Source organism: Cysteiniphilum litorale, from assembly GCF_003428165.1.
Taxonomy (GTDB): Bacteria; Pseudomonadota; Gammaproteobacteria; order Francisellales; family Francisellaceae; genus Caedibacter; species Caedibacter litoralis.
In genome coordinates, this window is sequence record NZ_QLIQ01000029.1 from 13277 (window position 1) to 40112 (window position 26836).

A 26836-nucleotide genomic window follows, 5' to 3' on the forward strand; every position below is an offset into this window, starting at 1 on the left:
ACTTTTTTTGCAACAAACTGCAACTGGATGCTATTTGTGCTGCAACTTTTAGGGGTGAAAAAGTTGCATGTAATTTTTAATAATATGATTAATGAATCCACACATTTTGCCATGGTAAGCGTGGCAAAAAATGAGTAAAAAGACACGGCAAAAAGACATCAATTTATAGGGGAAATTTACTTGGCTGAACATCAAAAAACGACACCGAAAACACTGGCTGATTTAGTGCCATACGGAATAACCGCATTAGACTCTGCCTATGTCAATAGAAAGCTTATCCATACGCGATGGTTTTCACAGTTACCAATCATCGAGCAGTATTGTCAAATATGGATTGATGAATACAACGACACGCCTATTGAGTACAAGAAGGCAAATAATGCAAGGCGTAAGGCTAACTTATGGATAAGTAACGAACTAAACAAACCAAAGGGGGCGATATCATGAGAATTGGCTACAGTGACTATTTAAGGTTAAGGCGAGAGTATCGCTCGCAGTTGATAACTAGGCTATCCAACAGTAAAGATGCTGTTATAGTGCTTTATAAGCCACGCAAGAGTGTTGAAAACGATAACAAAGTCAAAGCCATACTGGATAGATACAATCGGAAAGGATTGCTAGATAATGGCTATTACATGAATGAAAGTAAGAGCTTGTGCATTATTAGTGATCCCGTGGCATGTAATGAGATATTTAAGAGTATGCCATACATAAGGCTAAGTGCTGATAATTAATGGCTAATAACTAGATAAGGATCAATTAAGCCAATATAATATTAACGCCTTTTTCATCAATTAAATTCAATAACTTTAATGCCGAGCCGCTAGGCTTTCTTAGTCCTTGCTCCCATTTCTTCAATACCTCAGCACTTACATTTAAGCACTTTGCAAAAACTGGTTGGCTCATATGTTCGCGTATTCTAATATTTTTAATGTCCTCTGCTTGATACTCTTTAACTGATGGTATGCATAGCTGTTCAAATTCGCGCATAGTAGTTTTAGATGCTACGCCAATATCAAATAAGTCTGTTATGGTATCAAGGGCTACTTGTGATGCTGTTTTACTCATGGCTTACTACCTCTATCAGTTTTCCAGTATTAATTGCAATATTTATTTGTGCTTCATTTAAGCCCTGAAGAAAATTGCTTAATTTCTTATAAATTTTAAGTTCATATGCAGTTAAGTTTGCTTTTTGGTTTTTAGAGAAAGCATATAAGCAAAATATCGCATTATTTGTTTTAATTGATACTATAACTCTTGCGCCTGAGCTTTTGCCTTTGTTATTAATACTAACTCTAAACTTATATAAGTGTGCGCCTAATGCTACATGGCTAGACTTCATACCTTTAACGCTTTCAACAATGCTTTTATCTTCAACATTGTTTTTCATGGCTAATTTTTTAAATTCTAGTGTTTTATATATTTTCAAGCTACACATGGTGCCTTGTAAATCAATATAGTACATTGTAACACATTATGCAACTTAATCAATTAGCCATAACTCAATAAAGTAAGCTCCCCAAAAAAGTGGAGCTCCAACCATTTGATGTAATGAATATTTGCAAACTATAAAAGGGAGTTTTCCCCCGATTTGGTGAAAACTATTATATTGTTAGTAATAATGCATCATATAGCGCTGTTTTATCATTTTCATTAGGTAATTTATATCTCTTATAAAAAAGGGATGCTTAACTGTCAAAAAGACAGTATGCATTCACAAATCTAATGCTCAATAAATCCTTATATTAGCCATGTTTCAATTTTAATTTGATGATGAATTAAACAGCAAATGTTATAATGAATTGATTTAAATAATTGGAGATAACCGCATGCCTTTAATAAGTGATATAGAGGGGATTATATTTGGCAAAGGGAATATAAGCCTGCAAGATTCAAATAACATTATTGTAATGACAGGTGTTGATTTGTGGACTGCAGAACAGCATAAAATCAAAGTTAAAACCACGCATTACCCAATTGAAGATGGTAGCTCAATAACTGATAACGCTTATAAAAAACCGTCAAAAATAACGCTTACTGGCTTTGTTTCTAATCTAAAAGTCTTAACGCCTGAAATTCCTTTTTTATTTGGTTCAATAGGCTATGTTAGCACGCAAAAGGTTAAAACCGCATGGCAGCAAATTAAGGCATTAGCCAATGCCAGAGAGCCTTTAACTGTTATAACGACTGTTGATAAGTACGAAAATATGCTTATCACAGAAGTTGATACAAGCAGCATGGATAAGAACACAGGAACCTCACTCATGTTTAAGCTTGAACTGACGGAGCTTAATACAGTCACATCAAAAAGTTTAAGCCCATCAGTATTAAGGGGTGACAATAACCCAGTTAAAAATATGACTGAAAAAGTAAACGGTGGTACACGAAACTCACCAACATTGCCAGCAGAAAAAACATTATCCATACTTAAGGGAATTGGTCAATATGCACAAAAGGCTTTGTAAAGTTAGATAGTAACATGATGATCTGGTTAAGATTTGGGTTATCAAGACTAATTCATAAAACTGAAAGCGGCTTAGAGTGGATACACGAAGCAATAACAATTTTTATAGGTATATTTGTGGCTAAGGTAGAAAAAAGAACAACCCCATACACTGTATTTGCATTTCTAATGCTGCTATTTGGTGTAGGTTGGTTTACGCAAATGATGACGCATGTATCAGTTTGGGCATGGCATGAAATTATTGCTAATACAATAACTAATTGGACTATGATTATCTTCTCATTAATCAGTATTATTGGGCATAAGGTAAGTAACAAGCATGTGTACAAGTACGCTTCATTGGGCTTATGCTTTATTTGCCTTATAATTGGTACATACTGGCTAATAATTGATGCCTTGCACTTTAATGGATATTCTACTGTAGGCGTTGTGTTGATGGGGTTTGTAACTAATATCATAAAAGTCATTGGGGGCGGTGTATTACTGCTGAATTATCATAAAAAAGATTTTGAATGATATTATTCGCCAGAATTGGAGAAAACTAAAAAATGTAGCGTCCTAAATCCTCATTCCATCAATTAGTGGTGTGAGCGCTTTCAAGATGATTGTAAGCCATACGCGTGTATGATGATAAATAGTTTTGCGGAAATATAAAAAAAGAAACGCACAGTTAGGCGCAAATAATTGGGGAATTTTTACAGTCTATAAAAAAGGGTTTTTCCGTGTCCTATAAAAAGAAGCCTGAATTAATCGTAAATATCTAAGGTTTTTCCCCACTGTTATAAAAAAGATAGTGGCGCGGAAAAATAGATATCTTTTGTAGTGATGGAGTCTATTTGGAGTTTTTTAAAAATAAACCATTCGATAGTGCATATTTCACACTTCAATAAAACCATTGATATAAAAGGCTTTGGAGATGGTGGTCGCTACTGGACTCGAACCAGTGACCCCTACCATGTCAAGGTAGTACTCTAACCAGACTGAGCTAAGCGACCAATGAGCGGAGATTATAATTCGTTTATAGAAAATCACAAGCCCATTTCGTGATTTTCTGCCAACTTTAATAATTAAGCGCTAACAGGCTCTTTTGCCAAGTTATTGATAACCTGATTAAGTGTAGCACTTGGGCGCATTATTTTTTCAATTTTCTGCGCATTCGGGTGATAATAACCACCGATATCAACTGCAACACCTTGCGCTCCATTAAGTTCAGCAACAATCTTAGCTTCATTGTCTTGAAGTGCTTGTGCTACGGGCTTAAAGACATGCGCTAATTGCGCATCTTCTGTTTGCTTAGCTAAGCTTTCTGCCCAGTACATCGCCAAATAGAAATGACTACCACGATTATCAAGCTCACCGACTTTACGTGATGGTGATTTATTCTTATCCAAGAACTTAGCATTTGCCTGATCTAGTGCATCAGCTAACACGCGCACTTTGCCATCATTTGTTTTATTGGCCAAATCATCTAAAGAGGCAGCTAATGCAAGGAACTCGCCTAATGAATCCCAACGCAGATGGTTCTCAGCTACTAATTGCTGTACATGCTTAGGGGCTGAGCCACCCGCACCTGTTTCATACAATCCACCCCCAGCTAGTAATGGCACAATCGATAACATCTTAGCACTTGTACCTAATTCCAATATCGGGAATAAATCGGTTAGATAGTCACGCAATACATTACCTGTTGCTGAGATCACATCTTTACCAGCTTTGATCGCTTTAAGTGAGAAACGCGTCGCATCAACAGGTGACATGATATGTATTTCAAGACCATTAGTATCATGATTTTTAAGATATGTTTTTACCTTAGCAATCAAATTAGCATCATGCGCACGCTTATCATCTAGCCAGAACACAACAGGTGTGTTGGTGATGCGCGCACGTGACACAGCTAACTTCACCCAGTCTTCAATCGCAACATCTTTGGTTTGACACATACGCCAGATATCACCCTTTTCAACATCATGTGCTAATAGCGTATTGCCATTAGCATCGATAACACTAACTTTACCATCAGCCGTGATTTCAAACGTCTTATCATGCGAGCCGTATTCTTCTGCTTTTTTTGCCATTAAACCGACATTGGCAACACTACCCATTGTTGTTGGATCAAAAGCGCCATGTTCTTTACAAAAATCAATTGTTTCTTGGTAAACACCAGCATATGAACGATCAGGAATCATCGCCTTAGTATCATGCAATTTGCCATCACGCCCCCACATCTTGCCAGAAGAGCGGATCATCGCCGGCATGGATGCATCAATAATGACATCATTTGGCACATGTAAGTTGGTAATGCCTTTATCAGAATCAACCATCGCAAGCTCAACGCGCGTCTTATAAACATTCTCAAGATCTTGTTTAATCGCAGCTTGCTCAGATTCTGGCAAACTCTTAATCTTGGCATAAACATCGCCAATACCATTATTAGGATTAACACCAAGTTTGGCAAAAACATCTGCATATTTGTTAAAGATATCTTGATAATAAATACTCACTGCATGTCCAAAAATAATAGGATCAGACACTTTCATCATTGTTGCTTTCATATGTAGCGACAACAATACGTCATCTTTTTGCGCTAGATCAATTTGCTCAGCAAAGAATGCTCTTAGGGCTTTAACCGACATTTTAGACGCATCAATGACTTCTCCCTTTAATAATGGGAAATCTGACTTAAGTGTTTCACTTTGTCCTGCTTTATCGGTAAATACAATTTTCACTTTGGTATCATCAGCGATAACAGTTGATACTTCGCTACCATAAAAATCATCACCTGACATATGTGCGACATGTGATTTAGAGCCTTTATCCCACGCACCCATTGAGTGCGGATGTTTTTTGGCATATTCTTTTACCGCCTTAGCTACACGGCGGTCTGAATTTCCTTCGCGCAATACCGGATTAACGGCACTGCCTAGCACTTTAGCATAACGCGCTTTTGTTTCTTTTTCTTCAGCTGTTTTGGCATCAACTGGATAATCAGGAATCGGATATCCTTGTGCTTGCAACTCAGCAATTGCCGCTTGCAATTGTGGGATTGATGCACTGATATTTGGCAGCTTGATGATGTTGGCATTTGGTGTTTTAGCTAGCTCACCTAAAATAGCTAACTCATCTTCATGACGTTGTTCTGTTGTTAATGACTCTGGGAAATGCGCAAGTATTCTTGCTGCAAGTGAGATATCTTTTGTTTCAACGTCTATACCACAAGGCTTAGTAAACGCTTCAATAATCGGCAGTAATGAATAAGTTGCCAGCATTGGCGCTTCATCTGTATGGGTATAAATTAGCTTTGTTGAGCTCATGCTTATGTCCTCTTATATTGTGGATATCAATCAGTGATTGCTACATTAAATTCGCGCCTTATCATAACAAAATATATGCTTGACGCCTATCTTATGTTTGACGCAATTGAATATCTTGCTATAATCGCCATGGATTGTAGATATAAACCTGTAGATATAAAATCTCTTTAAACTTTCGTTAAATCAATTACTCGATTAAGGATATAACAAACCATGGCTCGTCCAGGCATTTCTTACGAAGATATACTCGAAGCAATTAGTAAGCTAGAAGCACAAGGCGCTACGCCTAGCATAAATAATGTGCGCGATACAGTTGGTCGCGGCAGCCCAACAACTATCAGTAAATTTTTAAAACAGTGGCGTGAAGAGCGTGCAACTGATCAGACAGCCGCACAATCAACAACCACAAAGAACACAGAAGATACTATGCAACCTATCTCAGAAAACACCGCTACTGCGAAAACAGAAGCAGCAAAAACTCCTGAAGAAAAGCCTCAAGCAAAAGCGGCAGTTAGCGATAAACCGTCAGCTGTAACTAGTACAATGAAGGCACAAGATCCAATGATTCAAGCACTTCTTACGAGCTCTCACGCATTAAGCAGTGACATTCTTAGCAGCATGTCCGATGAGTGGAGCATGATTTTAAACGAAAGCAATCCTGAGCTTAAAGTGCGTAAGCTATATGCCGCTTTAGTTAAAGAGCAAACTCGTCGCGAGTCAGCCGAGCAAGTTGCTAAAGAAGCGCGCATTTATGCAGAAACACTAAAAGAGCAAACGACTCAACGTATCTCAGACTTGCGTGATGCTTTAGAAGGGCAAATTGCTTTTTTAAATGGACAAATTCGTCAATTGAAGCGCGAATCCGAGCAAACACTTGAGTACTATCGCAAACAGCTTGAAAAATCAAATAATGCATTAGCCGAGCAAAAACGTTCATAGCATAGCTCACGATCTCAATAAGCGTTTATCAAATCTAAAGTCTGTTAACTTAATCTTTTTAATCTTGGCAAAGTCTTGATGCAAGGGGTTAATAAGATAATTATACTCGTCAAATGGCGTAATAATTGAAGGGACTTTCAGTACACAACTGGTTTTTTGCTTAAGCCAGTTATCACCAAGAGCGCGCAGATCATACACATGCATGCCACGAATATCGTCATTATCTAACCCAATGTCTGTTGCTGTTAACAAAGACACTGCAGCAATATCAGCTGAGATAATCACCTGCTCGATCGGTGCATTTGCTGTATCATAATGCACTAACGATTCTAAAATAGCCAAGGATTGTGACTCCGCCATATAGATAATCTGCTGACCACGGCTATGCCAACGACCTGAAGCAAAGAGCCCACCCAAACCATTCAAAGGCGGATCTGCAAATTGCTTCTGCGTAATACGCCAAGCAATCATCAGCTATATATCCCATAGGAAATACGATAAAGCAAATTATCAATAATCTGACAACCCAAAGAATTTTTGAGAAGCTCAAGCGGCGTTCTTTCGCCTAACGCAAGGTTTTTTGTTGTAAGCCAATTATTAACCTTTTCCTTAGTACCAAACACTTCAAGCGCATGTGCATATACTTTTGCAATCAATATCAAACGATCAGATTCTTTTGCATCCAACATACCCATTTCTTTTCTACGCAAATAGGTTTTACGATTAATCGGAATAAGTGATGATACAATTTCTTCTGTTAAACCACTTGATTTGGCAAATCGCAAAATAGCTGCAGACTTAATACCTTGATTAATCTCTTCATATAAATCAGACTCTGCGTGTATATGTTTATTTTTAAAATTAGCACGACCTAATAAATTATCTACTAACTGCATAACCCAACTCCAAAATGGAAACTTGTCCAAAATATTAGGACAACTTGCCAAAAAAATCCAGTCAATTATTCAAGGACATTGGGGGGACATCATAGTAGAATGCCAACTTCAACAAAATCAATCTTTAATATTTATGTTATTACAACGCGTTAATCGCTTTTTAATGCCCAATCAAGATGGCAAACACATGACCGACTTCTTATCCGGTGTCACTGTCGCTTTAGCCCTAATCCCTGAGGCTGTCGCCTTTGCTCTAGTGGCGGGCGTTAACCCCACTGTTGGCTTATATGCAGCCTTTATTATGTGCTTTATGACGGCTGTCTTTGGTGGCAGACCAGGCATGATATCAGGTGCCACCGGTTCAATGGCGGTCGTTATGGTTTCGATTATGCTGCTTTTTCCTAATGACTCCATAACAGGCATGAATTACTTATTTGCCACCGTTATTCTAACGGGTATCATTCAGATTGTTATAGGACTTCTGGGCTTTGGTAAGTTTATTCGTATGCTACCGAAGTCGGTTATGGTTGGCTTTGTTAATGGTCTTGCTATTGTCATTTTCTTATCACAATTACAACAGTTCAAATACACGCCAACTGGATTAGATCATAAAGTTTGGTTACAAGGCATTGACTTATATGTAATGATTGGACTTGTCGTACTCGCCATGCTCATTACACATTTCTTACCCAAATTTACCAAGGCAATCCCTTCGGCATTAACGGCTATTATCATTGTTACCGTAATTGCCTTATTTATCCCACTACCAGGTAATCACATCTTAAACGTTGGTGACATGATCGGCACTGGCAAAGACATTGTAAGCCACGCTTTTAGTATTCCACATATTCCATTTACTTGGCATGCACTGACGATTATTGTACCTTATGCACTCATTTTGGCTATTATTGGACTGTCTGAATCGTTAATGACATTGACCTTGATTGATGAAATCACCAAAACACGTGGTCGTGGCAACAAAGAGTGTATTGCCCAAGGCGCTGGCAATATTATCTCGGGCTTTTTCAAAGCTATGGGTGGGTGTGCGATGATCGGTCAAAGTATGATCAACATCAGCTCCGGCGGGCGCGGACGCTTATCTGGCATTACGGCTGCTGTGTTTTTACTATTTTTTATCGTTGTCGCCATGCCACTGATTAAAATCATTCCATTAGCCGCCCTTGTCGGGGTGATGTTTATGGTCGTGATTGAAACCTTTGAATGGGCAAGCTTTAAATTCATTCGCAAAATTCCTTTACACGATGCATTTATCATTATCGTCGTAACCGTTATCACCGTGATGACGGATCTTGCAATTGCGGTTATTGTTGGCGTGATCTTAGCGTCCCTTGTCTTCGCGTGGCAAACTGCAAAAAATATCTATGCCGAAACCAAAATCAACACTGATGGCAGTAAAGAGTATATTCTGCATGGTCCTTTATTTTTCAGCTCAAGCACGCGCTTTAAAAGCCTCTTCACCCCAGCGAACGATCCTAGTGAAGTCATTATCGATTTCAAATACTCGCGTGTTAGTGATCACTCCGCCATTGACGCCATTGCTTATGTTGCCGAATGTTATAGCAACCTTGGCAAAAACTTACACTTAAGGCACTTAAGTCTGGAATGCAAAGAGCTATTAGGCAAAGCAGGGAATCTCGTTGAAGTCAATGTACTTGAAGATCCTGATTATCATGTTGCCACCGATAAACTTAGTTAGTTTCAGTTAATCATTATTCACCGTCATATTCTTTATTTTATTCTGATATAATTATTGGCAATTATTGTACTGAAGTACCAAGTCCATGCAAGCTACTGAAAAAAAACGTATTATCATTGTCGATGATGATCTGATTATTCGCCAAGAATTAAAACATATTCTTGAACGTGAACAATACGACGTACAACACGCTGCCAATCCACCTGCAGCCGATGAAATTCTCACCTCTTTTGCTGCTGATTTAATGATTCTTGATTTAAATATGCCTGGATTTGAAAATGGCAAATACTATTGCCGCAGAATCTGCGAGTCACTCAATATTCCGATTATTATCATTACCGCTTCTGATGATGAGATCGATGAAATTCTATCCTATGAACTGGGTGCCTTGCACTTTATGCATAAACCGTTTAATACCCGGTTATTAATTGCCAAGATTCGCAATATTCTCTCAATTGCTTACAAGCCTAAAACACATACTGACAAAAGTCTCTGGCGCATTGATAGCAAGACATTCACACTCTCACGCCATGATACTGAGCAAAGTATTAGTATTAATAAAAATGAATATCTTTTATTAAGTTATCTCAACGACAATCACAGTGAAGCAAAATCACAACATGATATCGCACAAGTGATTTATAACCGCCCGATTGCTGCCGATGATCGGATTATCTCAACCTTAATTTCGCGCTTGCGACAAAAGCTTGAAAGCATTGCCAGTGATGATCTAATCGTTTCCATGCGTGGGATTGGTTATAGTTTAAAAAGCAACATCACGATTGATTAACCGATGATGAAGCTTAGAAAAAACTCACCGAACTTGAAATCTAGATTACGCTTTAATTTACTGTTATTCATTGCCTTTATTATCAATATCGTACTGATTAGTTATTTCTACACCAACACATATATTGATCACAATGAAGATCAGCGCGTTGAGGCGATTAACTTAATTAATTTGATTACTGAAATCGATCACCTAAAACTGTCCACCAAAGAAGAAAAATATCTAAAAAGCATTATTCCGCGCTTTAGTAATAATCGTGTAATGGTTACGATTGCAGATAAGCCACAAATCAGCTCTGATTATATCTATAGTCATGATCTCCAAATTAACTCGCAACAAGTGCATTACGCGCTTAGTAATATTCGTTTCTGGCGCAATAACATTATCTCGATTTACTCGAATCAATTGAAAGAGTGGATTATTGTCTATTTACCTGCGATTAGTTTTCCGTGGTTTGCCACAGCATTTGTATTGCTACAATTACTGGTAATGCTTTATTTACTTATCTATCTGATTAATGGACGAAAGTTACTTCTGGCGATGAATAGGCTGTTTGAACTTGAACAAAAGCATCAACTAAACTTACCTGCCATTCGTGGTAATTTTTTCACACAATCAAGCTTACATCTCTTGCATAAATCCGCACAATATATCGATAGCTTAATCGCTAAGATCCAGACATTAAATGAAGTCAAAATGAAAACCATGGCAACCTTGGCGCATGATATCAGAACGCCACTGACACGTATTGATCTTATGTTATATCAGATTGAAGATGCAGGATTGAGAGAGCGCATTTTTGAACAAATTGATGATATCGATCTTATCTTAAAAAATACGATTGATTATGCAAAACAAAAGCATTTGTCACACCCTAAAAGCACCATTGATTTATGCCAAATCGTTACTGACATTGTTCAGGATTATCAATCACATAATCCTAAGCGAATTCAACTCTCTGCCATTTATGATCGTTACTTTATTCATGGCTCACAAGTGGAGATGGAGCGAGCGCTAACAAATATTATTAATAATGCGTTAAAATATGGCAGCAAAGTCCGCGTGCGACTCACGCAATACAAAGACACGCTTACCATTGAAATCAGCGATGATGGACCAGGCGTGCCATCTGCGCAATTAGCCGATATTTTCCTGCCCTTTCAACAAGGTGATAATTCTTCCTCTAAAGGTAATGGTCTTGGACTATCTATCGCCAAAGACATCATTGAGAGCCACGGTGGGCGCATTGAGGCTAAAAATAATCAACCTTGTGGGCTGTCGATTACGATTACGATTTAACATTGGCTGAGCGTTAGTCGAAGCCATACATTCCCTTCGACACAACTCAGGGAACGGATGAGTGCATAATTTAACGATCTTTTAACGTCTTAATCGCTATTTGATAGTGATAAACAAAATTCTCAAGTTTTACATCTGCATATAGGTCTTGCTGATTCTGATAGTTAATCTGCATAACTAGCTGATCATTCAAATAAAACTTTCGCTGATTTTTATATGATTGCATTGTAATATCAGTTGTTTGTAGCATCTCATGAATAACCTTTGTTGGCGCATAGGTAAAAATAAAATCAACCAGACTTTGCTTAACCCCCATATCAGCATGCGGCATCGGCAGACTGCTACTATCAATAGAAGCCCCATCATAAACAAGCGAGAAGATCGATCCACCCCAACCTGCAGCAGCAACAATGACAATCTTTTGTTTTGATGCTTCCACTTCAACCTGTGCAACATAGGATTCTTTTTTGCCCTTGATGGTATATTGTGAGCTTAAAATTTGGGTCACATTAAAGTTTAGATCAAGCTCATTAGGCGTTGGCAATTTTAGCTTTTGTGATTTGAAAACCTCGAGCTGTGGCGTATTTACTGCACGAGTTTGCAATAGTGCGCAGGATGATAGCAATACACAACCTATTAGCAGCATTAAGATATTACGAAAATAAGCTAAATCTCTCATCAGTAAATACTCGCTTGACCTTGTGGGCGCGACTTATAGCGCCGATGCTGCCACAAATATTGATCAGGGAAATCCGTAATCGCTTTCTCTAGAATATGATGATATCTTAACGCATCTTGATAATCATCGCCTGAGGGGAAGTTATCAAGTGCAGGTAATACATAGATATCATAACCCGATAGATCTGCCTTACGCGTATAATAGCACGGCACAACTTTTGCAGCTGTTTTCTCTGCTAACCACGAGGTTGCCACTAAGGTCGCACATTCTTTGCCAAAAAAAGGCACAAAGATACTACGCTCTGCACCAAAGTCTTGATCGGGGGCATACCAAACCGAGCCACCTTTTTTAAGTGCTTTGACAATGGATACGACATTTTTGCGCTGTAGGCATTGACTAACATAGGATTGGCGCGATGTTGTCATCACCTGTTCAAACAGCGGATTCTTATGCTTTTGGTAAACAAGATAAAAGGGGCTGTAATGCTCACCGATAAATCGACCTATGACTTCCATACAAGTAAAATGAGAACCGAGCATTAAAGCACCTTGTTTAGTATCATGATGTGCATCCTCAAAATGCTGCATGCCATGGCTATCAAACTTAATTTGATTAAAACGTTTTTTTGGCATAAACCAAGCAATCGCCGTTTCAACCCCTGAGATACCAATGGATTCAAAGCATTTTTTGCATAGGTTCTCTAGCTCTTGTTCACTTTTATTGGGAAAAGCAATCTTGAGATTCGTTAATGTAATCTGTTTACGTCGCTTTAAAAATGGATAAGTCATGCGCCCAAGAAGTGCGCCTACTTTCATCTGCCAGCGAAAGGGTAAATAGACAAAGCCGCGCAAAAAAAGAAAGGCAAGCTGCAAACCCCAGTACTTTGGAGCATAAAAACGTGATTTTTCTGTCATTGATTACCTTTATGATGGTTAGCTAAAAAAAGCGTGGTTTAGCAAAAGATGCGTTGCAATACTAGCAAAGTATCCCAATAAAATCACTAAGCTCCACTTCAAATGCCCTAAAAAAGTATACTGACCATGCGCTTTACCCATCACTGCGACTCCCGCTGCAGAACCAATCGATAGCAAGCTGCCACCAATACCTGTGGTTAAGGTTACCAACAGCCACTGTCCTTCGGTTAATGGCGGATGCATCGTTAGCACACCAAACATCACTGGGATATTATCAACAATCGCTGAGAGCAGACCAATTAAAATATTCGCCTGTGTGATATGATCAAAAACTTGCGGCATCGCACTTGGCACATCGTGATATAAGAAGTTAGATAGCACTTCCAGATAACCCAACGTTGCCAAGCCCTGAACTGCAAGTAAAATACCAAAGAAAAATAATAAGGTATCCCACTCAATCATTTGAATTTTTTGAAACACATCAAAATGCTCACGTGCTTTCTTCTTTAAAAAGAAACCTAAAAACATCAAATAACCTAAACCTGTCATCATGCCTAATGCTGGCGGCAGATCTAACAGATTCTGAAAAAGCACTGCGGTAATGACCGTTAATACAAACATCACAATGACAATGATTGCGCCAGATTTAAGTTTAATCTCTAATAATTCATGATTATGGTCTTCACCTTTGGGCAAGAAAAAACTCATAATAGTTGCCGGAATAAGAAAGCTCACCAATGCCGGAATAAATAAGGCAAAGAAATGCGTGAATGGTACAACCCCATCCTGCCATACCATCAAGGTGGTAATATCACCAAATGGACTAAAGGCACCACCGGCATTAGCCGCAACGACGATATTAATACAAGATAAACAGACAAATTTCGTCTGACGCTTGCCCACTGAAAGCACCACGGCGCTTAGGATTAAAGCGGTTGTTAAATTATCAGCAAACGGTGAGATAAAAAATGCCAGAAGTCCAGTTAACCAAAAGACCCCTCTAAAACGCAAGCCCATTTTAAGAAGAAGTGCTTTTAGCTTTTCAAAGACATTGCGCTCTTCCAGCACATGAATATAGGTCATTGCTACCAGTAAAAACAATAACAGCTCACCATATTCCAATAAGCCTTTATTAAGACTTTGCTCAACGATCTCACTTTGTCCATTGATCTTGCCAATAATTGCCGTAAGCACCCAAATAATGCCTGCCGCCAAAATCACTGGTTTTGATTTCGCCAGATGAATAACATCTTCAAGCATCACCAAGATATAAGCAATAATAAAAACAGCTAATGCAATAAGTGCATATGGGCTTAATATCGCCTGCATCACTGTTGTTGATACTTCATTTGCATATAAAGCGCATGGTAGCATCAATATGAATAAATATAAACTTCTAATCATCTCTCCCCCACCCTTAAAACAAAAAAGGCCGCAATTGCGACCTTTAAAGTGTTTAAACTAACTAATCAATCAGATTAGAAGTAAACTGTAGCATCCAGCATTACTGTATTGAATCTACCAATTTTTTCACCATATGATTTACCAGACATATAGTTATAAGAACCACCGATCCAAACAGTATCAACCACGTTATAACGCGTACCCACTTCAAACTGATATAAGTTGTTATCAGAGTTTTGCGCTACTTGGCTATATGATACATAAGGAACCATATCTTTGCCCGCTACTGGCATAGTGTAAGAAGAGTCTAAACTCCATGCTTTAACAGTAGAACCTGAGTCAAAGCCAATCAATGCAGGTAAAGCATTAAATCCAAAGGCAGAATAACCTGTAGAATCAGCTACTTTATTTGCAGGAATATTCGGCAAGTTTGTTGTAGAAGCGTTATACACAACAGAAGTTGAGTTCATACCATGAACACCTGAAGTTGTCACTAAGAACTCACCATTAACTGCAAGTCCCTGAACTTTAACACCTGCATTCAAGTCAAGCGCGCCAACCATTTTACTATCTTTATTCGTAAAACCAGTGGCGTTAATATATCCAGCACCAGCATAGTAACTCATAGCCCCAGCAGCTCCATTGTACGAAGCGCTTAAAGCAAAGTCATTAACCTGATTGGCACTTGTTGCTTGAGAGTTAAGCATTGATTCGCCCAATCCATTCATCAATGTCACAGCAGCATTGATGCCATTTTGAGCAAACCCTGCCGCAACTTGACCACCGTACGCCATAAAATAAGCACGCGTTAATGTTGGCATAAAGTTAGTCACTGAATCAAATTTACCAAAGTCTACGACTTTTTTACCACCTACGAAGTAGAATGGTGATTTAGATAAATTACCCAAAATAAAATAAGCATTAGGCAATGTAACATTACTTGAACCAACATTTGTAACCTGAACATCAGCAAAACCAGTAACCCAATCACCAATGGTTGATGTAAATGCTAAATCAGCACACGGCATTTTAACGTTAGTGGCACTGTTGTTACCATAATTATAACCAGCCGTTAACGTTCCTGGAACATAGCTAAGTGGGGTGTTCCCACTTACATTGCCATACACACCATAAATCTCACCTTTACCACCAATATAGATAGCATTAGGCGCTAGATCGCCAGACTTACGCGCATTAAGGATATCTAAAACAGAACCAGTTACTTGCTGGTTGTTTAGCACTTGTTGTGAATAGCTTGCATCTGTACGCACGTTAACGATACCGCCACCGTTTTGTACTTGATCATTCATTGAACCTGCTGCGAAAGCTGAAGCGCTTGCAGTTGCAGCAACCGCTGCTACGATCATCTTAAGTTTCATAGTTTCTCCTCAACTGTTTTAAAACTTACATTTTTATTAAAAAATGATTCCTTTTTTGTTGGCTTCTTTGCCATCGAAAGACTACACACCGACAAAGGTATCACTTTATTTTAAATTTTCAAGCAAATCATAGATTTTTTTATAAAAAATTACAAAGATTCAGCATTTTCTGCTAAATAAGCAGCAACACCTTGCGGTGACGCCTTCATGCCTTTGTCACCTTCTTTCCAGCCGGCAGGGCATACTTCACCGTGTTCTTCAAAGAATTGTAATGCTTGAACCATACGCACTAATTCGTCCATATTGCGACCTAATGGCAGATCATTAACGACTTGATGTCTAACAACACCGTCTTTGTCAATTAAGAATGTACCACGGAAAGCAATCCCTGCTTCAGGATGCTCAACACCATAGGCTTTAACAATACTATGGTTCATATCAGCAATCATCGTGTATTTAACCGCACCAATACCACCATCATTCACTGGGGTATTGCGCCATGCATTGTGTGTGAAATGTGAATCAATCGATACTGCGAATACTTCAACACCTAGCTTTTTAAGCTCATCAACACGCTTATCAAGTGCAATTAGCTCAGATGGACAAACAAACGTAAAATCAAGCGGGTAAAAAACAACCGCCGCGTACTTGCCATCGCGTGCTTTTTCAAAGCTTAATGCATCTACAATTTCACCATTTGCTAGCACTGCTGGTGCTGTGAACTCAGGCGCTTTGCGTCCTACTAATACCGTCATGATTATCTCCTTAGGGTTTATAATTTCATAAATTGACAACAATTTAGTGCGCAAAAGTTTGCTAAAGCCTGCTAATTATGTCAATAATGACACAGCAGAATTTAACAAATTTTGGAAATAATTTTATGATTTATATTCACCCCAAAACCCAAGCCTTAATTTTTGATTGTGATGGCACCATCGCCGATACAATGGTGATTCATAACGAAGCATGGCATACCATCGCTCAGCGCTATCGTTTCAATTTAAGTCCTGACGAGCTTGCTCATTATAATGGCATCCCTACTTTACAAATATTACAAATGTTAACCACCAGTGAAGATAAGAAACGTTTTGATCTACACAAAATGGTGCATGAAAAAGAAAATCTTGCCGAGGAGAAGATGGATCGCGTGATTGCTATCCAACCGGTGCTTGATTTGATTAATCGTTATCATCAAAAACTGCCGATGGTGGTCATCTCTGGTGGCATGCGTCGAAATGTGGTCAAAACACTGGAAGCACTTGATATTGCTAGTCACTTTGAGTTTATCATCACCGCTGATGATGATCACCCGACTAAGGACACCCCTGAAGCTTTTACTTTAATTGCTGACAGACTGGGTGTTGATCATGATAAATGTCATGTCTTTGAGGATGGCAAACCAGGACTTATCAATGCGGTTAAAGCCAATATGATGGTAACTGATATCAGAACGTTTTACCCTTAGCAACACTAACAAATGCAACTAAAGCAATAACACATACATAAACAACAACATAAGCAATATTCGCCAAGTCGATCGCTAAGCATTGCGCAACCAACGGTGCCGTACCGCCAAATATGGCAACGGATATACTCCACGCGACCCCCATGCCGGTATAGCGAATATTCACAGGGAAAATATCAACCAAATAGCGAAACATGCTACCAGTAACTAAGATATTGCTTAGCGCGTATAACGCCTGCGCGCATAGCGCCAAATATATACTTGAGAACCCTGATAAATAGAATAAATCAGGCACAGTAATCACACTACTTAGAAGTCCTGCTTTTAGCATTTTTTGCGTACCTAATCTATCTGCCAACAATGCCGCTATTGGTGTCAACACTGTCACAGTCGCTACACCAAAAGTTGCAGCCCAGTGCGCGTTTTCACTGGTTAAAAACCCTCGCTGAATGACAAAAGATACCCACCATAAATTACAAATATAGATATATACGCCAACAAATGCCGCGATAAAAAAGCATTGTATCAGCTGATTTGTATACCCTTTAAATGCTTTGATGCCATTAAAGAATGCTTTATTTACTCTAATGCTTTCAAACTCTGGGCTCTCGCTCGTGCTTATCCGAAAATAAAGACCAATTAAACAGCCAACAAAACCCAAATAAAAGGGTACACGCCAAAACCACTCCGGCATCATTGGTAATGAAACGATTGACGCCATTGCCGCCCCCAACATCATGCCCAAGGCAGCAGCAAAGCTTACCCAGCTCACCGCAAGATTTTTAAAGCCACCATGATAATGCTCTGCGACAAAAATCGCTGCCCCTGTAAACTCACCTGACACCGAAACACCTTGAATAATCCGCAAGAAAAGTAATATCAAAGGCGCGGCAATACCAATGCTTTGATAACTTGGCAAAAGCCCAATGCATAAAGTTGCTAAACCCATCAGAATAAGACTTAAGGATAAGGCTTTTTTGCGCCCGAATTTATCGCCAATGATGCCAAAAATAATTGAGCCAAAAGGACGCGCTAAGTAGCTTGCAGCAAAGATACATAAACTGAATAACATTGCATAAGGACTATCTTCAGGAAAGAATAAATGTGCGAATTTAAATGCCAAATAGCCATAAAAGCTAAACTCTGCCCATTCGACAAATGTACCAATCGCCGATGCGATAATGACTTTACTTTTTGATTGCATCACGATAATCCTCGCCCTTTAAACGCAAGGATTATGCCGTGAGTCAGAGAAAAAGAAAAGATAAGAACAAATCAGAAAAGAAATTAGTGACTAACTATGATGGCTATATTACTTTCTGGAATGGTAATTTTAGCACAGCCTGCTTCAGTTCCTTTGGTAACTTTGCCATTACTACTTTGATTAAAGGTTAAGGAGCACGTTTGCTGTCCTTGTAACTCATTGGGCAATGTCACCGTTGCTGTTTTATCAACACCGCCATATTTAAAAGAGAAGTTATTACCTGTTAATGTTGGCTCAATGGTATAACTTGCAATTTTATTATCATGATCATTGGTGTTATAGAAATGCTCCCCATCTGCCGCAGTAATTGTTGCTTTTTGCCCCGCAGCTTCATCAGCACCCGTGTTAAATGTCCATACGGTACCACTATCGCCACTATGACCACCGTTGCCGCCACCGCTTGGATAGCTTACCATGCTAATGCCTGAAGGCGCTGCATTATAAACATAGGTTTGACCATTGCTTGCCGCAGACGCCAATGGTAATAAATTATTAACGTCAGTTGGCGCCATCGCAGGTGTAATACTCGGATCAATATTATAGTAACGTGTAAGCGTGCTAATACTGCCCTGTGCTTTGACATTCCTATTTTGCGGTGTCACTTGTGTATTGCTTGCTGCATTATATAACACATACGGCGAGCTATAAGTCACTGCACTATCGGTTGTATTAAAACTTGGTGAGCTACCATTTTTAATCGTTGCCCAAGCGGATGGGGTACAACTTGGTTCACTGGCACTTGCCACATCAAAACCAACAGTATATACCGCACATCCCTCTGGTGGACATGTTAATAATTCAGACGTTACGGGTGTACCTGATTCAGCATAACAAGCTGTGGTTAATATATCTTTAATCGCATCGGGGTTACTAAATGTTAAATAATCTACTAAGGCATCAATATTTGTTGTGTTGTAGTTTGACTTATCACACGTTGCAAATGGCGGTGTGATCGGATTAGCCAATGTTGAGCTTGCAGCATATTGGATCATATTGAAGTACAAGATGCCTGAGCTTGAATCATAATAAAAACCTTCCGTTAAATCTGCTGATGTTGATGGTGTCAGGTTATAATTTGCAGTCATTGCTTTAGCAAATTGTTTGTTTAATTCCTTATAACCATCTGCCTGCCCGCTATTATAGGCTAACACCTTACCCCACGGGCTTGATAATCCTCCTGCCGTTTTTTTACAGGCATGATAAGCGCTATCTGGTTTGTCAATTGAGTTTGGACATGAATCACCTGTGGCGGTTAACCCATAACCACTCCAGTAGGGTGACTTAGTCAAATAGGTTACCAAAGAATTCCATTGCCTTGGGACTTTGTAAATTTCAATATTGCTTGCGTTTTTGCCAACACAAATACCAACTCTATTAATAAAAGTGCTATGCACAGGCGCATCGGAATAACTAAAAATCAATTTATTGCTTGGGCTATCTGCCTGATCACTTTGCATTTGCTGTTTTAACTGACTATCAAAGGTATAACCCATATTATTCATTACCATTGCTTCAAACATATAGTTTTTGCCACCTCGCCCTGTGTAACTTGCCTGAGAAGGGTTTGCCTGATATGCCATATCACGTGTAATCGTCAATGGGTAAATTGTCGTTGGATTTACCTTTCTATCTGCAGCGTTATACGCCACATTAATACTGGCATATTGATGCGGTGACATAAGTGCGCTGGCTGTGGCATTGTTACGCCCTCTTGAGTGCGGTTCATCGACGGTATAATCTGTTGAGAAGTACTCTAAATTATTCAACGAAATGGGATAATGATTAAGCCCTGCATTACTACAACTAGATGGCATTTTACTCGAGCATACCTTATAACCTGATAAACTGGCATCCTTGTCAATTTCGACAGTTTGTTTATCACCGTCATCAAGCCCATTACTTAGATTAGAAATCTCGGTAAACACTTGATGCTGAAAGTTAACGTTATCCCATAGATTATTTTTAGCATATTGCGTTGGTGGTACTGATTGCGCATTGCCCTTAAGCCAAGAAAACGCGACATCACCATTATAACCATAATGACTATTACCGCCTGACTTATAATTATTGCCCCCTGTCGGCGCCGATAACTGCCCTGTTTTATCAAAATTCATCATCCTGTGTGCATCGATTTTTGTCACAAGATATCTACTTTCACTGGTGCTATACGACTCTGTGCTATTATCATAAAGTGCAGAATTGGTTGGATCTGCGCGAAAGTTCACAAAGCGATTATTCTCCATACGTGCCGGACCATCGTAAAAAGTATATCCTTGGAAGTTGTAATTTAAATAAATATCTCCCGCTGCTGTTTGCATATTCGTACTTGCTTTAGACTTAGAAATATCATTTGGATTGACAGGCACACATTGCCCAATTTCATTTTCTATGGCTACAGGCAATGCATCCGTTGCCGTAAGCTCTGATGTGCCATCGCTATATAATTTATAATACTCCTCACAATCAATATAGCGCCCTACATTATTGTTAGTAACTCCAGCGAATACCGAATTATTAACTAAGCCATAGAAGCCCAAAAGATTACCTTCAGGTCCGCCACCACCAAGTAAGGTCATACCTTGCTTTAGCATACTAAAACGACTGTTGTTAACTGCGACAAAAACACCACGATACCAAAAGGCTTTTTGTTGGATTTGTGTCAGTGTCAAACTATCAAAAATTACTAATGGTGCATTCGCACTTGTATTAACTTCTGAGCCAACAGGGACAGGCTTAGGTGGCGCCCCCATTGTGGTGGTCGTCTTCATCACAAAAAAGTTCGTGCCCGCCATCACACCATCATAACATGCATGCCCGCGATTGCCTGTAAACACAGGATACAGATCCGCCTCTGGGGTGCTTCCCACTTCGCCCATTGAATTAACATCTTGTCTTACAAACCAATAGGCAGCCCCTTGGATTTGACAGCCCGCTACTGAGTTATTAACAAATAGATTCGGCAGATTGCTATTTGTCGCACTTTGTCGACCAAAAGTAGTGATCCAAAAGCCGCTTGGTGCAAAAGAATCGACGAAATTGCCCGTATTAGCGCCTGAGTTGGAAGTATCTGGAATGCCTGAAGGGTTGTAATTAATCTCACCTGTTGCAACAAGATAATCACCATCCCAAAAAGTGTTCTTACCAATCGGGTTATTATTAACATCAACAACATTCTTGCTTGTTATGTCATATTTCAATGCTGCTGCCATTGCCCCTTGCACGAGATTTCTCACATATTGATTATCCGCAATATTGTGACCATCCTCTAGATAAAAAGCCTGCCCAATCGTGCGCACACAACTATTATTATAAAATTTCACCCCCATCGTATCATGCGTCACAAAGCATTTATTAAAGCTGTGATGAACACTAACATCCTGCACCAAGAGTTGACTATCCTCGCTTAAGCTATCCGCATTCAAACGATGGAAATGCACAGGATAACGTCCCACTAGAGGCTGACCAAATTTCTCAAGCTCAACACCAACAAGCTGAACCGTTACATCTGGCGTACTATCTGCTGCTTGTGTTGTCCCATGTGCATGATTTTGATGATCTGACATTGAGTGATTCATAACTGCAATATGCCCACCAAAGTAAGTATCATCTAAATGGGTAATTGGAGATGATGAAGTGACACCTGCCGTTGAAGTAAGTTTAATATTACGACTTAATAATGCAACCTCTGCGCGCTCATCAATACCAAAGTTACGGGTAGCATCATCATACATACTATAGGCCTGCCCTTTTTTGGCATTATATTGTCCTTTGTAAGATGGTGTATCTACACTAAAAAAACCCGGCGTTGGCGGCAATGAACCAAAGTGATAATGCTTCAAGGGCGTATCATTGCTAATACTTGGACATTGAGATTTAAACGAAGGCGACCCAGCCAACACAACGACTGAGACATTGGGATAGTTTGAACTTCCAGAAACATTGCCATATTGCATGTATCTAGATTCACTTTGTGCATTGCTATCTGGATTTTGCATATCATAAATCGCACAAATTTGCACAATTTCAGTTTCATGTGACACGAAACTTGTTGTTGAGATACTAATCCAATCACCACTTTGCCAGTCTGTACCATCTCCAGGTGTGACACGTTTTGCAAGTGCAATCATATAGGGCATATCTGCTAACGTTGGAGTTGGAATACTCGCACCACTGCCGGTGCTTATATTCTTTAAAGCACCATAATTGGTTAAACTGACAGGCGCTTGAACCCACATAGCTGCATCATAAAAGCTAGGACCCGCCGGATAGGTTAGATATGTCCAACTATTAGAGCCTATCACATTGTTAAAGTAAGAAAACTGATTAATATCACCGCTGATTATACTACCACCTGCCGTCGGACTCAGCGTTTGCCCATCGACAGTACCACTTGTATGGTTAATCGTATGTATATAACTGCCATCTGCTCTCTTAGTTAAGCCTTTAGCGCCATAAAACAATAACTGCCCACCAGAGCTCACCGTAATATCACGCGCATTTTGAGTTGCTATGGTATTCTTAGCGATTTCACTGCATTGAACTTGATCATCTTGGCATAGCGGCATAGGAGCTGCTGCTGCACTTGCCGTGCCTGTCATCGTAATGGTTACTTTATTGGTTGATTTAATTGGGTCTGTTGATGAGCCTATTTGAAATATACCACCATCAACCCAAAAAGATTGTGCTACGATATTGATTGGCGCAGGTGTTGCACTATTCACCACACAAAGCGCACTTGTCGCGGGGATTTTCACTGGCAGAAAAGGTGCCGCCAATGAGCCTGTATCTTGTGTTATTTTATAGGTTGACCCCGCGCTTAATGCGCAAATACCTGAGGCACTGTTGCAAAATGTTGATAACTCAACTGCCGTAGTTAAATCACTGCAGTGATCATCAGCATAAGCGTTAAAGATAGTCATTGTCAGCGCCAAACCTAGCAATTTTTTTATTTTCATCATTACTCTCCATGCAAAATGAGTTAACAATGAGTTAAGCAGATCGTCATAAAAATACCTATAGCAAATGGATGATTTTTGATGCGCCAATATCTTAACTTTCATAAAAAGATCGCTTTACATCAGCTGTGAAAAAGATTAATTTAACCGCTTCGCATGTATGGTTGCTATACATGTTTTACCCTTATAGCGAAACTAAATAATTAAATAATGGGGCAAAATACCATGAGTAAAGATTTGGGTTTTATTTTTATGACACAGGTTTGGAATCTGTAGATTCACTGGTATATTACACACAAAGGAATTAATAATGTTTAAGCATGAAACAAACATCAATACACGATCAAAAGCACACTTTTTTCTTCAGCAAAAATATCATAGCTTGCGTATTTGAACGCATCTTGCAACGCGATAAAGACTAATAAATTAGAGTTATGCATTTTATTATTGTCAAAACACCCCGTCAGCCTACGGCTGCCACCCCTCTTGCAAAGAGGGGAATTGGGCGACGGTGATTTTAATTCCCCTCTTTGCAAGAGGGGTGCCGAGCTTGCGAGGCGGGGTGTTGAAATACAAAACGTGCGTGACTTCAGTAATAAATAATTATTTTGAACATTTGAAGAAAAGAGAAAAGTATGTCACATAAATTACAACGAAACTTAAAAGCTCGCCATTTAATCATGATCGCCTTGGGTGGCTCGATTGGCACTGGTTTATTTTTAGCAAGCGGCAGCGCCATTTATGAGGCGGGACCAGGCGGTGCGATGCTCGCCTATGTCATTATCTCACTGATGGTTTATTTTCTAATGTGTAGCCTTGGTGAAATGGCAGCACACTCACCAACTACAGGCACATTTTGTGAATATTCCAGCCGTTATGTCAGCGCTGATTTTGGCTTTGCCATGGGTTGGAACTATTGGTTTAACTGGGCAATTACTATTGCCGCTGAGATTATTGCTGCAGCTTTAATTATGCAATATTGGTTTCCTTATGTGCCAACGATCTATTGGAGTATCTTGTTTTTTGTGCTTATTTTTGGTTTAAACCTATTAGCCGTTAAAGTCTATGGTGAAACGGAGTATTGGCTATCTTTTATCAAAGTTGCTTTTGTGATCATTTTTATTGTTGTTGGCATATTAACAATCATTGGTGTTACTGGCGTTGGTGGACCTGTTGGTTTTGAGAATTGGCATATTGGGGATGCGCCTTTTCATAATGGCATGCTTGGGTTTATGGCAGTGTTTTTGATCGCAGGCTTCTCGTTTCAAGGCACGGAGCTCGTTGGCGTTGCCGCAGGTGAAGCAGATAACCCTAGAAAATCAATTCCTCAAGCCATTAAACGTACCTTCTGGCGTTTGGTTATTTTTTACATTCTTGCCATTGGTATTATTAGCTTCTTGATTCCTTACACCAGTGACATTCTCATTAATAAAAATTCTGACATTGCCGTTAGCCCTTTTACCATTGTTTTTAAAAATGCGGGATTAACCTATGCCGCAACGATTATGAATGCGGTGATCTTGATTGCAATCTTATCTGCTTGCAATGCTAGCATGTTCTCGGCAACACGTATTATGTGGCATCTAGCCAATACCAAACAAGCACCCAAAATATTTGTCAAAATTAACCGTCAAGGCATTCCGATTAATGCACTTTTGATTACTGCTCTTGTTGGTTGTTTGTTTTTTCTGACTTCTTTTTTAGAGAATGGTAGTGTATTCATTTGGCTTGTTAACATTTCCTCTTTAGCAGGTTTTGTTGCTTGGTTTGGTATTGCGTTAAGTCACTATCGATTTCGTCGCGCTTACCAAAAACAAGGTATGAATCTTCAAGATTTACCCTATCGTGCTAAATGGTTCCCAGTTGCACCCATTTTTGCAATGCTGTTAATTGCCGTGATTATCTTAGGACAAGAGTTTAGCGATATTATCTCAGGCGACATTACATGGCAGAAATTCTTAGCGACTTATATCGGCTTTATTCTATTTTTAGCATTACTTATCGGCTATAAATTGATTAAACGCAGTAAGCTCATTGCCTTGGAAAAATGTGATATCTCTGCTAAACATTAGTTATTCAAAATCATTCTATGCAAGGTAAAAATAACAGATGTTCTTTCGCAATAGCCTTAGTAAACACCTTATTCGCTTTCTTACACGCGATGTTGATAAGCCACGCAAATTAGCATTATCCGATTATCAATCATTAAGTCGCACCGTTTTGCCTTGTGATGTATTATTAGTTGAAGGACGTTCACGCACAGCACGAGTTATCAGCTATATCACCCGCAGTATTTGGACGCATGCCGCTTTATACATTGGAAAGCTTAGCGAGCTCACACCACAACTACAACATACGCTATTGCAATTTAATCCACATCTTGAACCTGAGCATATTATTATTGAAAGCATTCTTGGAGAAGGTGTTGTTGTTAAGAATCTCAATGAATACACACACGAACACGTTAGAATCTGCCGACCCAAAGGGATTTCTAAAGCCCAAGTTATCACTGTTTTTAACTATGCAATAGCCAATCTTGGCAAGCCATATGACCATCGACAAGTCTTTGATTTAGCACGTTTTTTGTTTCCATGGATGATCTTGCCACGCAAATGGCGCTCAAGCATTTTTCAGCACAATGCAAAAGGGCACGCTAAAATGACTTGCTCTTTATTGTTGGCTCAGGCTTTCATTCAAGCACGATTTCCCATTCTGCCAACCATTGAGAAAAGATCTTCAGGCAATTATTTTGAAGCGATTGTGCGTAACCCTCGACTATTTGTACCTTGCGATTTTGATTATTCGCCATTTTTCGATATTGTAAAATATCCGATGATTCTGATTGAGGGTAATAGTGATGAGTTATTCTTATGGAATAACGAGGTAATGAGTAATGATGAGGAGGGCTTGACAGAGATCTCACCCTCGAATGAGGTTAAGCATTCAAGCGGCTAACAATTTGTTGTAAGTAATTGGACATTTTATGCCAATCTGCAATTTCCCAGTTTTTGCTATTCTCTGGATCGGGTAAATAAGCGTAATGAATGGCGTAATAATTAAGTTTGCCTTTCAATTCATCTTTAACCATATCCACTTTACTTCTGGTATCATCGACATAAACAACCGATTGACATAAGTTTGAGTTATTTGTCTTTTGACGTTCTTTTTCAATCAGGCCAAGGAGCAATTTCCCTTTATCACCACCTGCGGCATATTGAATGCCATGGTTATACTATAATACCCCAAGAAATTTAAACAGTATCTTTTGAAATTCATTTCCGATATATTGTTGAAAGTAAAATGAATAGAGGGCGTATTTGTGAGCACAAAAAGAGCAAGTTACTCGTCAGAGTTTAAAGT

24 protein-coding genes and 1 tRNA gene are annotated in these 26836 nt (G+C 39.2%); 11 read left to right on the top strand and 14 right to left on the bottom strand.

All coding sequences use genetic code 11. The features are described 5' to 3' along the window. The first annotated feature begins 180 nt into the window (after positions 1-180). Together DNJ75_RS10920 and DNJ75_RS10925 are read left to right on the top strand one after the other, a co-directional pair. The gene (locus tag DNJ75_RS10920) at positions 181-447 is read left to right on the top strand and encodes a hypothetical protein (RefSeq protein WP_117003498.1); all 267 of its coding nucleotides are present in this window, start codon (positions 181-183) and stop codon (positions 445-447) included. Next, complete coding sequence (locus DNJ75_RS10925; protein WP_117003499.1) at positions 444-734, top strand: hypothetical protein; 291 nt, start codon at positions 444-446, stop codon at positions 732-734. Before DNJ75_RS10920 ends, DNJ75_RS10925 begins: the two co-directional genes overlap by 4 nt. A gap of 25 nt (positions 735-759) precedes the next feature. Here the strand turns inward: DNJ75_RS10925 and DNJ75_RS10930 are convergent, their stop codons facing one another. Beyond that, complete coding sequence (locus tag DNJ75_RS10930; protein WP_117003500.1) at positions 760-1068, bottom strand: helix-turn-helix domain-containing protein; 309 nt, start codon at positions 1066-1068, stop codon at positions 760-762. Beyond that, positions 1061-1465 (bottom strand): type II toxin-antitoxin system RelE/ParE family toxin, encoded by a 405-nt coding sequence (locus tag DNJ75_RS10935; protein WP_117003501.1) that lies wholly within the window; start codon positions 1463-1465, stop codon positions 1061-1063. Before DNJ75_RS10935 ends, DNJ75_RS10930 begins: the two co-directional genes overlap by 8 nt. A 364-nt stretch (positions 1466-1829) precedes the next feature. Between DNJ75_RS10935 and DNJ75_RS10940 the strand changes: the two genes are divergently transcribed. Next, entirely contained in the window at positions 1830-2465 is a 636-nt protein-coding gene (locus DNJ75_RS10940) for a phage baseplate protein (protein WP_117003502.1), read from the top strand. Positions 2466-2479: 14 nt separating this feature from the next. Next, positions 2480-2980: a hypothetical protein gene (locus tag DNJ75_RS10945; protein WP_117003503.1), complete on the top strand. Its 501-nt coding sequence runs from the start codon at positions 2480-2482 to the stop codon at positions 2978-2980. 401 nt (positions 2981-3381) lie between these two features. Here the strand turns inward: DNJ75_RS10945 and DNJ75_RS10950 are convergent. Next, positions 3382-3459: transfer RNA gene (locus DNJ75_RS10950), tRNA-Val, on the bottom strand. 72 nt (positions 3460-3531) lie between these two features. Further along, positions 3532-5775 carry an NADP-dependent isocitrate dehydrogenase gene (locus DNJ75_RS10955; RefSeq protein WP_117003504.1) on the bottom strand — a complete coding sequence of 748 codons (2244 nt, stop codon included), beginning with the start codon at positions 5773-5775 and terminating at the stop codon, positions 3532-3534. Between the two features lie 213 nt (positions 5776-5988). On the opposite strand from DNJ75_RS10955, the gene DNJ75_RS10960 reads away from it, so the two are divergent. Further along, entirely contained in the window at positions 5989-6714 is a 726-nt protein-coding gene (locus DNJ75_RS10960; protein ID WP_117003505.1) for a DNA-binding protein, read from the top strand. 6 nt (positions 6715-6720) lie between these two features. Here DNJ75_RS10960 and DNJ75_RS10965 read toward each other — a convergent pair whose 3' ends face one another. Next, entirely contained in the window at positions 6721-7185 is a 465-nt protein-coding gene (locus DNJ75_RS10965) for an RES family NAD+ phosphorylase (RefSeq protein ID WP_117003506.1), read from the bottom strand. Then, positions 7185-7610 (bottom strand): type II RES/Xre toxin-antitoxin system antitoxin, encoded by a 426-nt coding sequence (gene parS, locus DNJ75_RS10970; protein ID WP_117003507.1) that lies wholly within the window; start codon positions 7608-7610, stop codon positions 7185-7187. The genes DNJ75_RS10965 and parS overlap by 1 nt, the downstream gene beginning before the upstream one ends. 163 nt (positions 7611-7773) lie before the next feature. Here parS and DNJ75_RS10975 point away from each other — a divergent pair, with 163 nt between their 5' ends. The 3 genes from DNJ75_RS10975 (at position 7774) to DNJ75_RS10985 (ending at position 11416) form a co-directional block, all read left to right on the top strand. After that, positions 7774-9327, top strand: coding sequence for a SulP family inorganic anion transporter (locus tag DNJ75_RS10975; RefSeq protein WP_117003522.1), 1554 nt, complete (start codon positions 7774-7776; stop codon positions 9325-9327). Between the two features lie 85 nt (positions 9328-9412). Further along, entirely contained in the window at positions 9413-10117 is a 705-nt protein-coding gene (locus tag DNJ75_RS10980; protein ID WP_117003508.1) for a response regulator transcription factor, read from the top strand. Between the two features lie 3 nt (positions 10118-10120). Beyond that, positions 10121-11416, top strand: a complete 1296-nt coding sequence (locus DNJ75_RS10985) for a sensor histidine kinase (RefSeq protein WP_117003509.1) — start codon at positions 10121-10123, stop codon at positions 11414-11416. Positions 11417-11486: 70 nt separating this feature from the next. Here DNJ75_RS10985 and DNJ75_RS10990 read toward each other — a convergent pair whose 3' ends face one another. The 5 genes from DNJ75_RS10990 to DNJ75_RS11010 all read right to left on the bottom strand — a co-directional run bounded on the left by DNJ75_RS10990 (position 11487) and on the right by DNJ75_RS11010 (position 16547). Then, the gene (locus DNJ75_RS10990) at positions 11487-12095 is read right to left on the bottom strand and encodes a DUF3261 domain-containing protein (RefSeq protein ID WP_117003510.1); all 609 of its coding nucleotides are present in this window, start codon (positions 12093-12095) and stop codon (positions 11487-11489) included. Next, positions 12095-13009, bottom strand: a complete 915-nt coding sequence (locus tag DNJ75_RS10995) for an LpxL/LpxP family acyltransferase (protein WP_117003511.1) — start codon at positions 13007-13009, stop codon at positions 12095-12097. Before DNJ75_RS10995 ends, DNJ75_RS10990 begins: the two co-directional genes overlap by 1 nt. An 18-nt stretch (positions 13010-13027) precedes the next feature. Further along, complete coding sequence (nhaD, locus tag DNJ75_RS11000) at positions 13028-14413, bottom strand: sodium:proton antiporter NhaD (RefSeq protein WP_117003512.1); 1386 nt, start codon at positions 14411-14413, stop codon at positions 13028-13030. Positions 14414-14487: 74 nt separating this feature from the next. Next, on the bottom strand, positions 14488-15792 hold the full coding sequence (locus DNJ75_RS11005; protein WP_117003513.1) for an LbtU family siderophore porin: 1305 nt from the start codon (positions 15790-15792) through the stop codon (positions 14488-14490). A 149-nt stretch (positions 15793-15941) separates the two neighbouring features. Beyond that, positions 15942-16547: a peroxiredoxin gene (locus DNJ75_RS11010; RefSeq protein ID WP_117003514.1), complete on the bottom strand. Its 606-nt coding sequence runs from the start codon at positions 16545-16547 to the stop codon at positions 15942-15944. A gap of 125 nt (positions 16548-16672) precedes the next feature. On the opposite strand from DNJ75_RS11010, the gene DNJ75_RS11015 reads away from it, so the two are divergent. Next, entirely contained in the window at positions 16673-17257 is a 585-nt protein-coding gene (locus tag DNJ75_RS11015) for an HAD family hydrolase (protein ID WP_170137222.1), read from the top strand. On the opposite strand, the gene DNJ75_RS11020 is transcribed toward DNJ75_RS11015, so the two are convergent. Together DNJ75_RS11020 and DNJ75_RS11025 are read right to left on the bottom strand one after the other, a co-directional pair. Further along, positions 17238-18461 (bottom strand): MFS transporter, encoded by a 1224-nt coding sequence (locus tag DNJ75_RS11020; protein WP_117003516.1) that lies wholly within the window; start codon positions 18459-18461, stop codon positions 17238-17240. The genes DNJ75_RS11015 and DNJ75_RS11020 overlap by 20 nt on opposite strands. Positions 18462-18544: 83 nt before the next feature. Continuing rightward, entirely contained in the window at positions 18545-23479 is a 4935-nt protein-coding gene (locus DNJ75_RS11025; protein ID WP_170137223.1) for a G8 domain-containing protein, read from the bottom strand. 632 nt (positions 23480-24111) lie between these two features. On the opposite strand from DNJ75_RS11025, the gene DNJ75_RS11030 reads away from it, so the two are divergent. Further along, positions 24112-25548, top strand: a complete 1437-nt coding sequence (locus tag DNJ75_RS11030) for an amino acid permease (RefSeq protein ID WP_117003518.1) — start codon at positions 24112-24114, stop codon at positions 25546-25548. Positions 25549-25585: 37 nt separating this feature from the next. Beyond that, positions 25586-26431: a YiiX/YebB-like N1pC/P60 family cysteine hydrolase gene (locus DNJ75_RS11035; RefSeq protein WP_117003519.1), complete on the top strand. Its 846-nt coding sequence runs from the start codon at positions 25586-25588 to the stop codon at positions 26429-26431. Here the strand turns inward: DNJ75_RS11035 and DNJ75_RS11040 are convergent. Beyond that, a complete protein-coding gene (locus tag DNJ75_RS11040; protein ID WP_224742335.1) occupies positions 26412-26696 on the bottom strand; it encodes a DUF2608 domain-containing protein in 285 nt (94 codons plus the stop codon). The genes DNJ75_RS11035 and DNJ75_RS11040 overlap by 20 nt on opposite strands. Positions 26697-26836 lie beyond the last annotated feature (140 nt).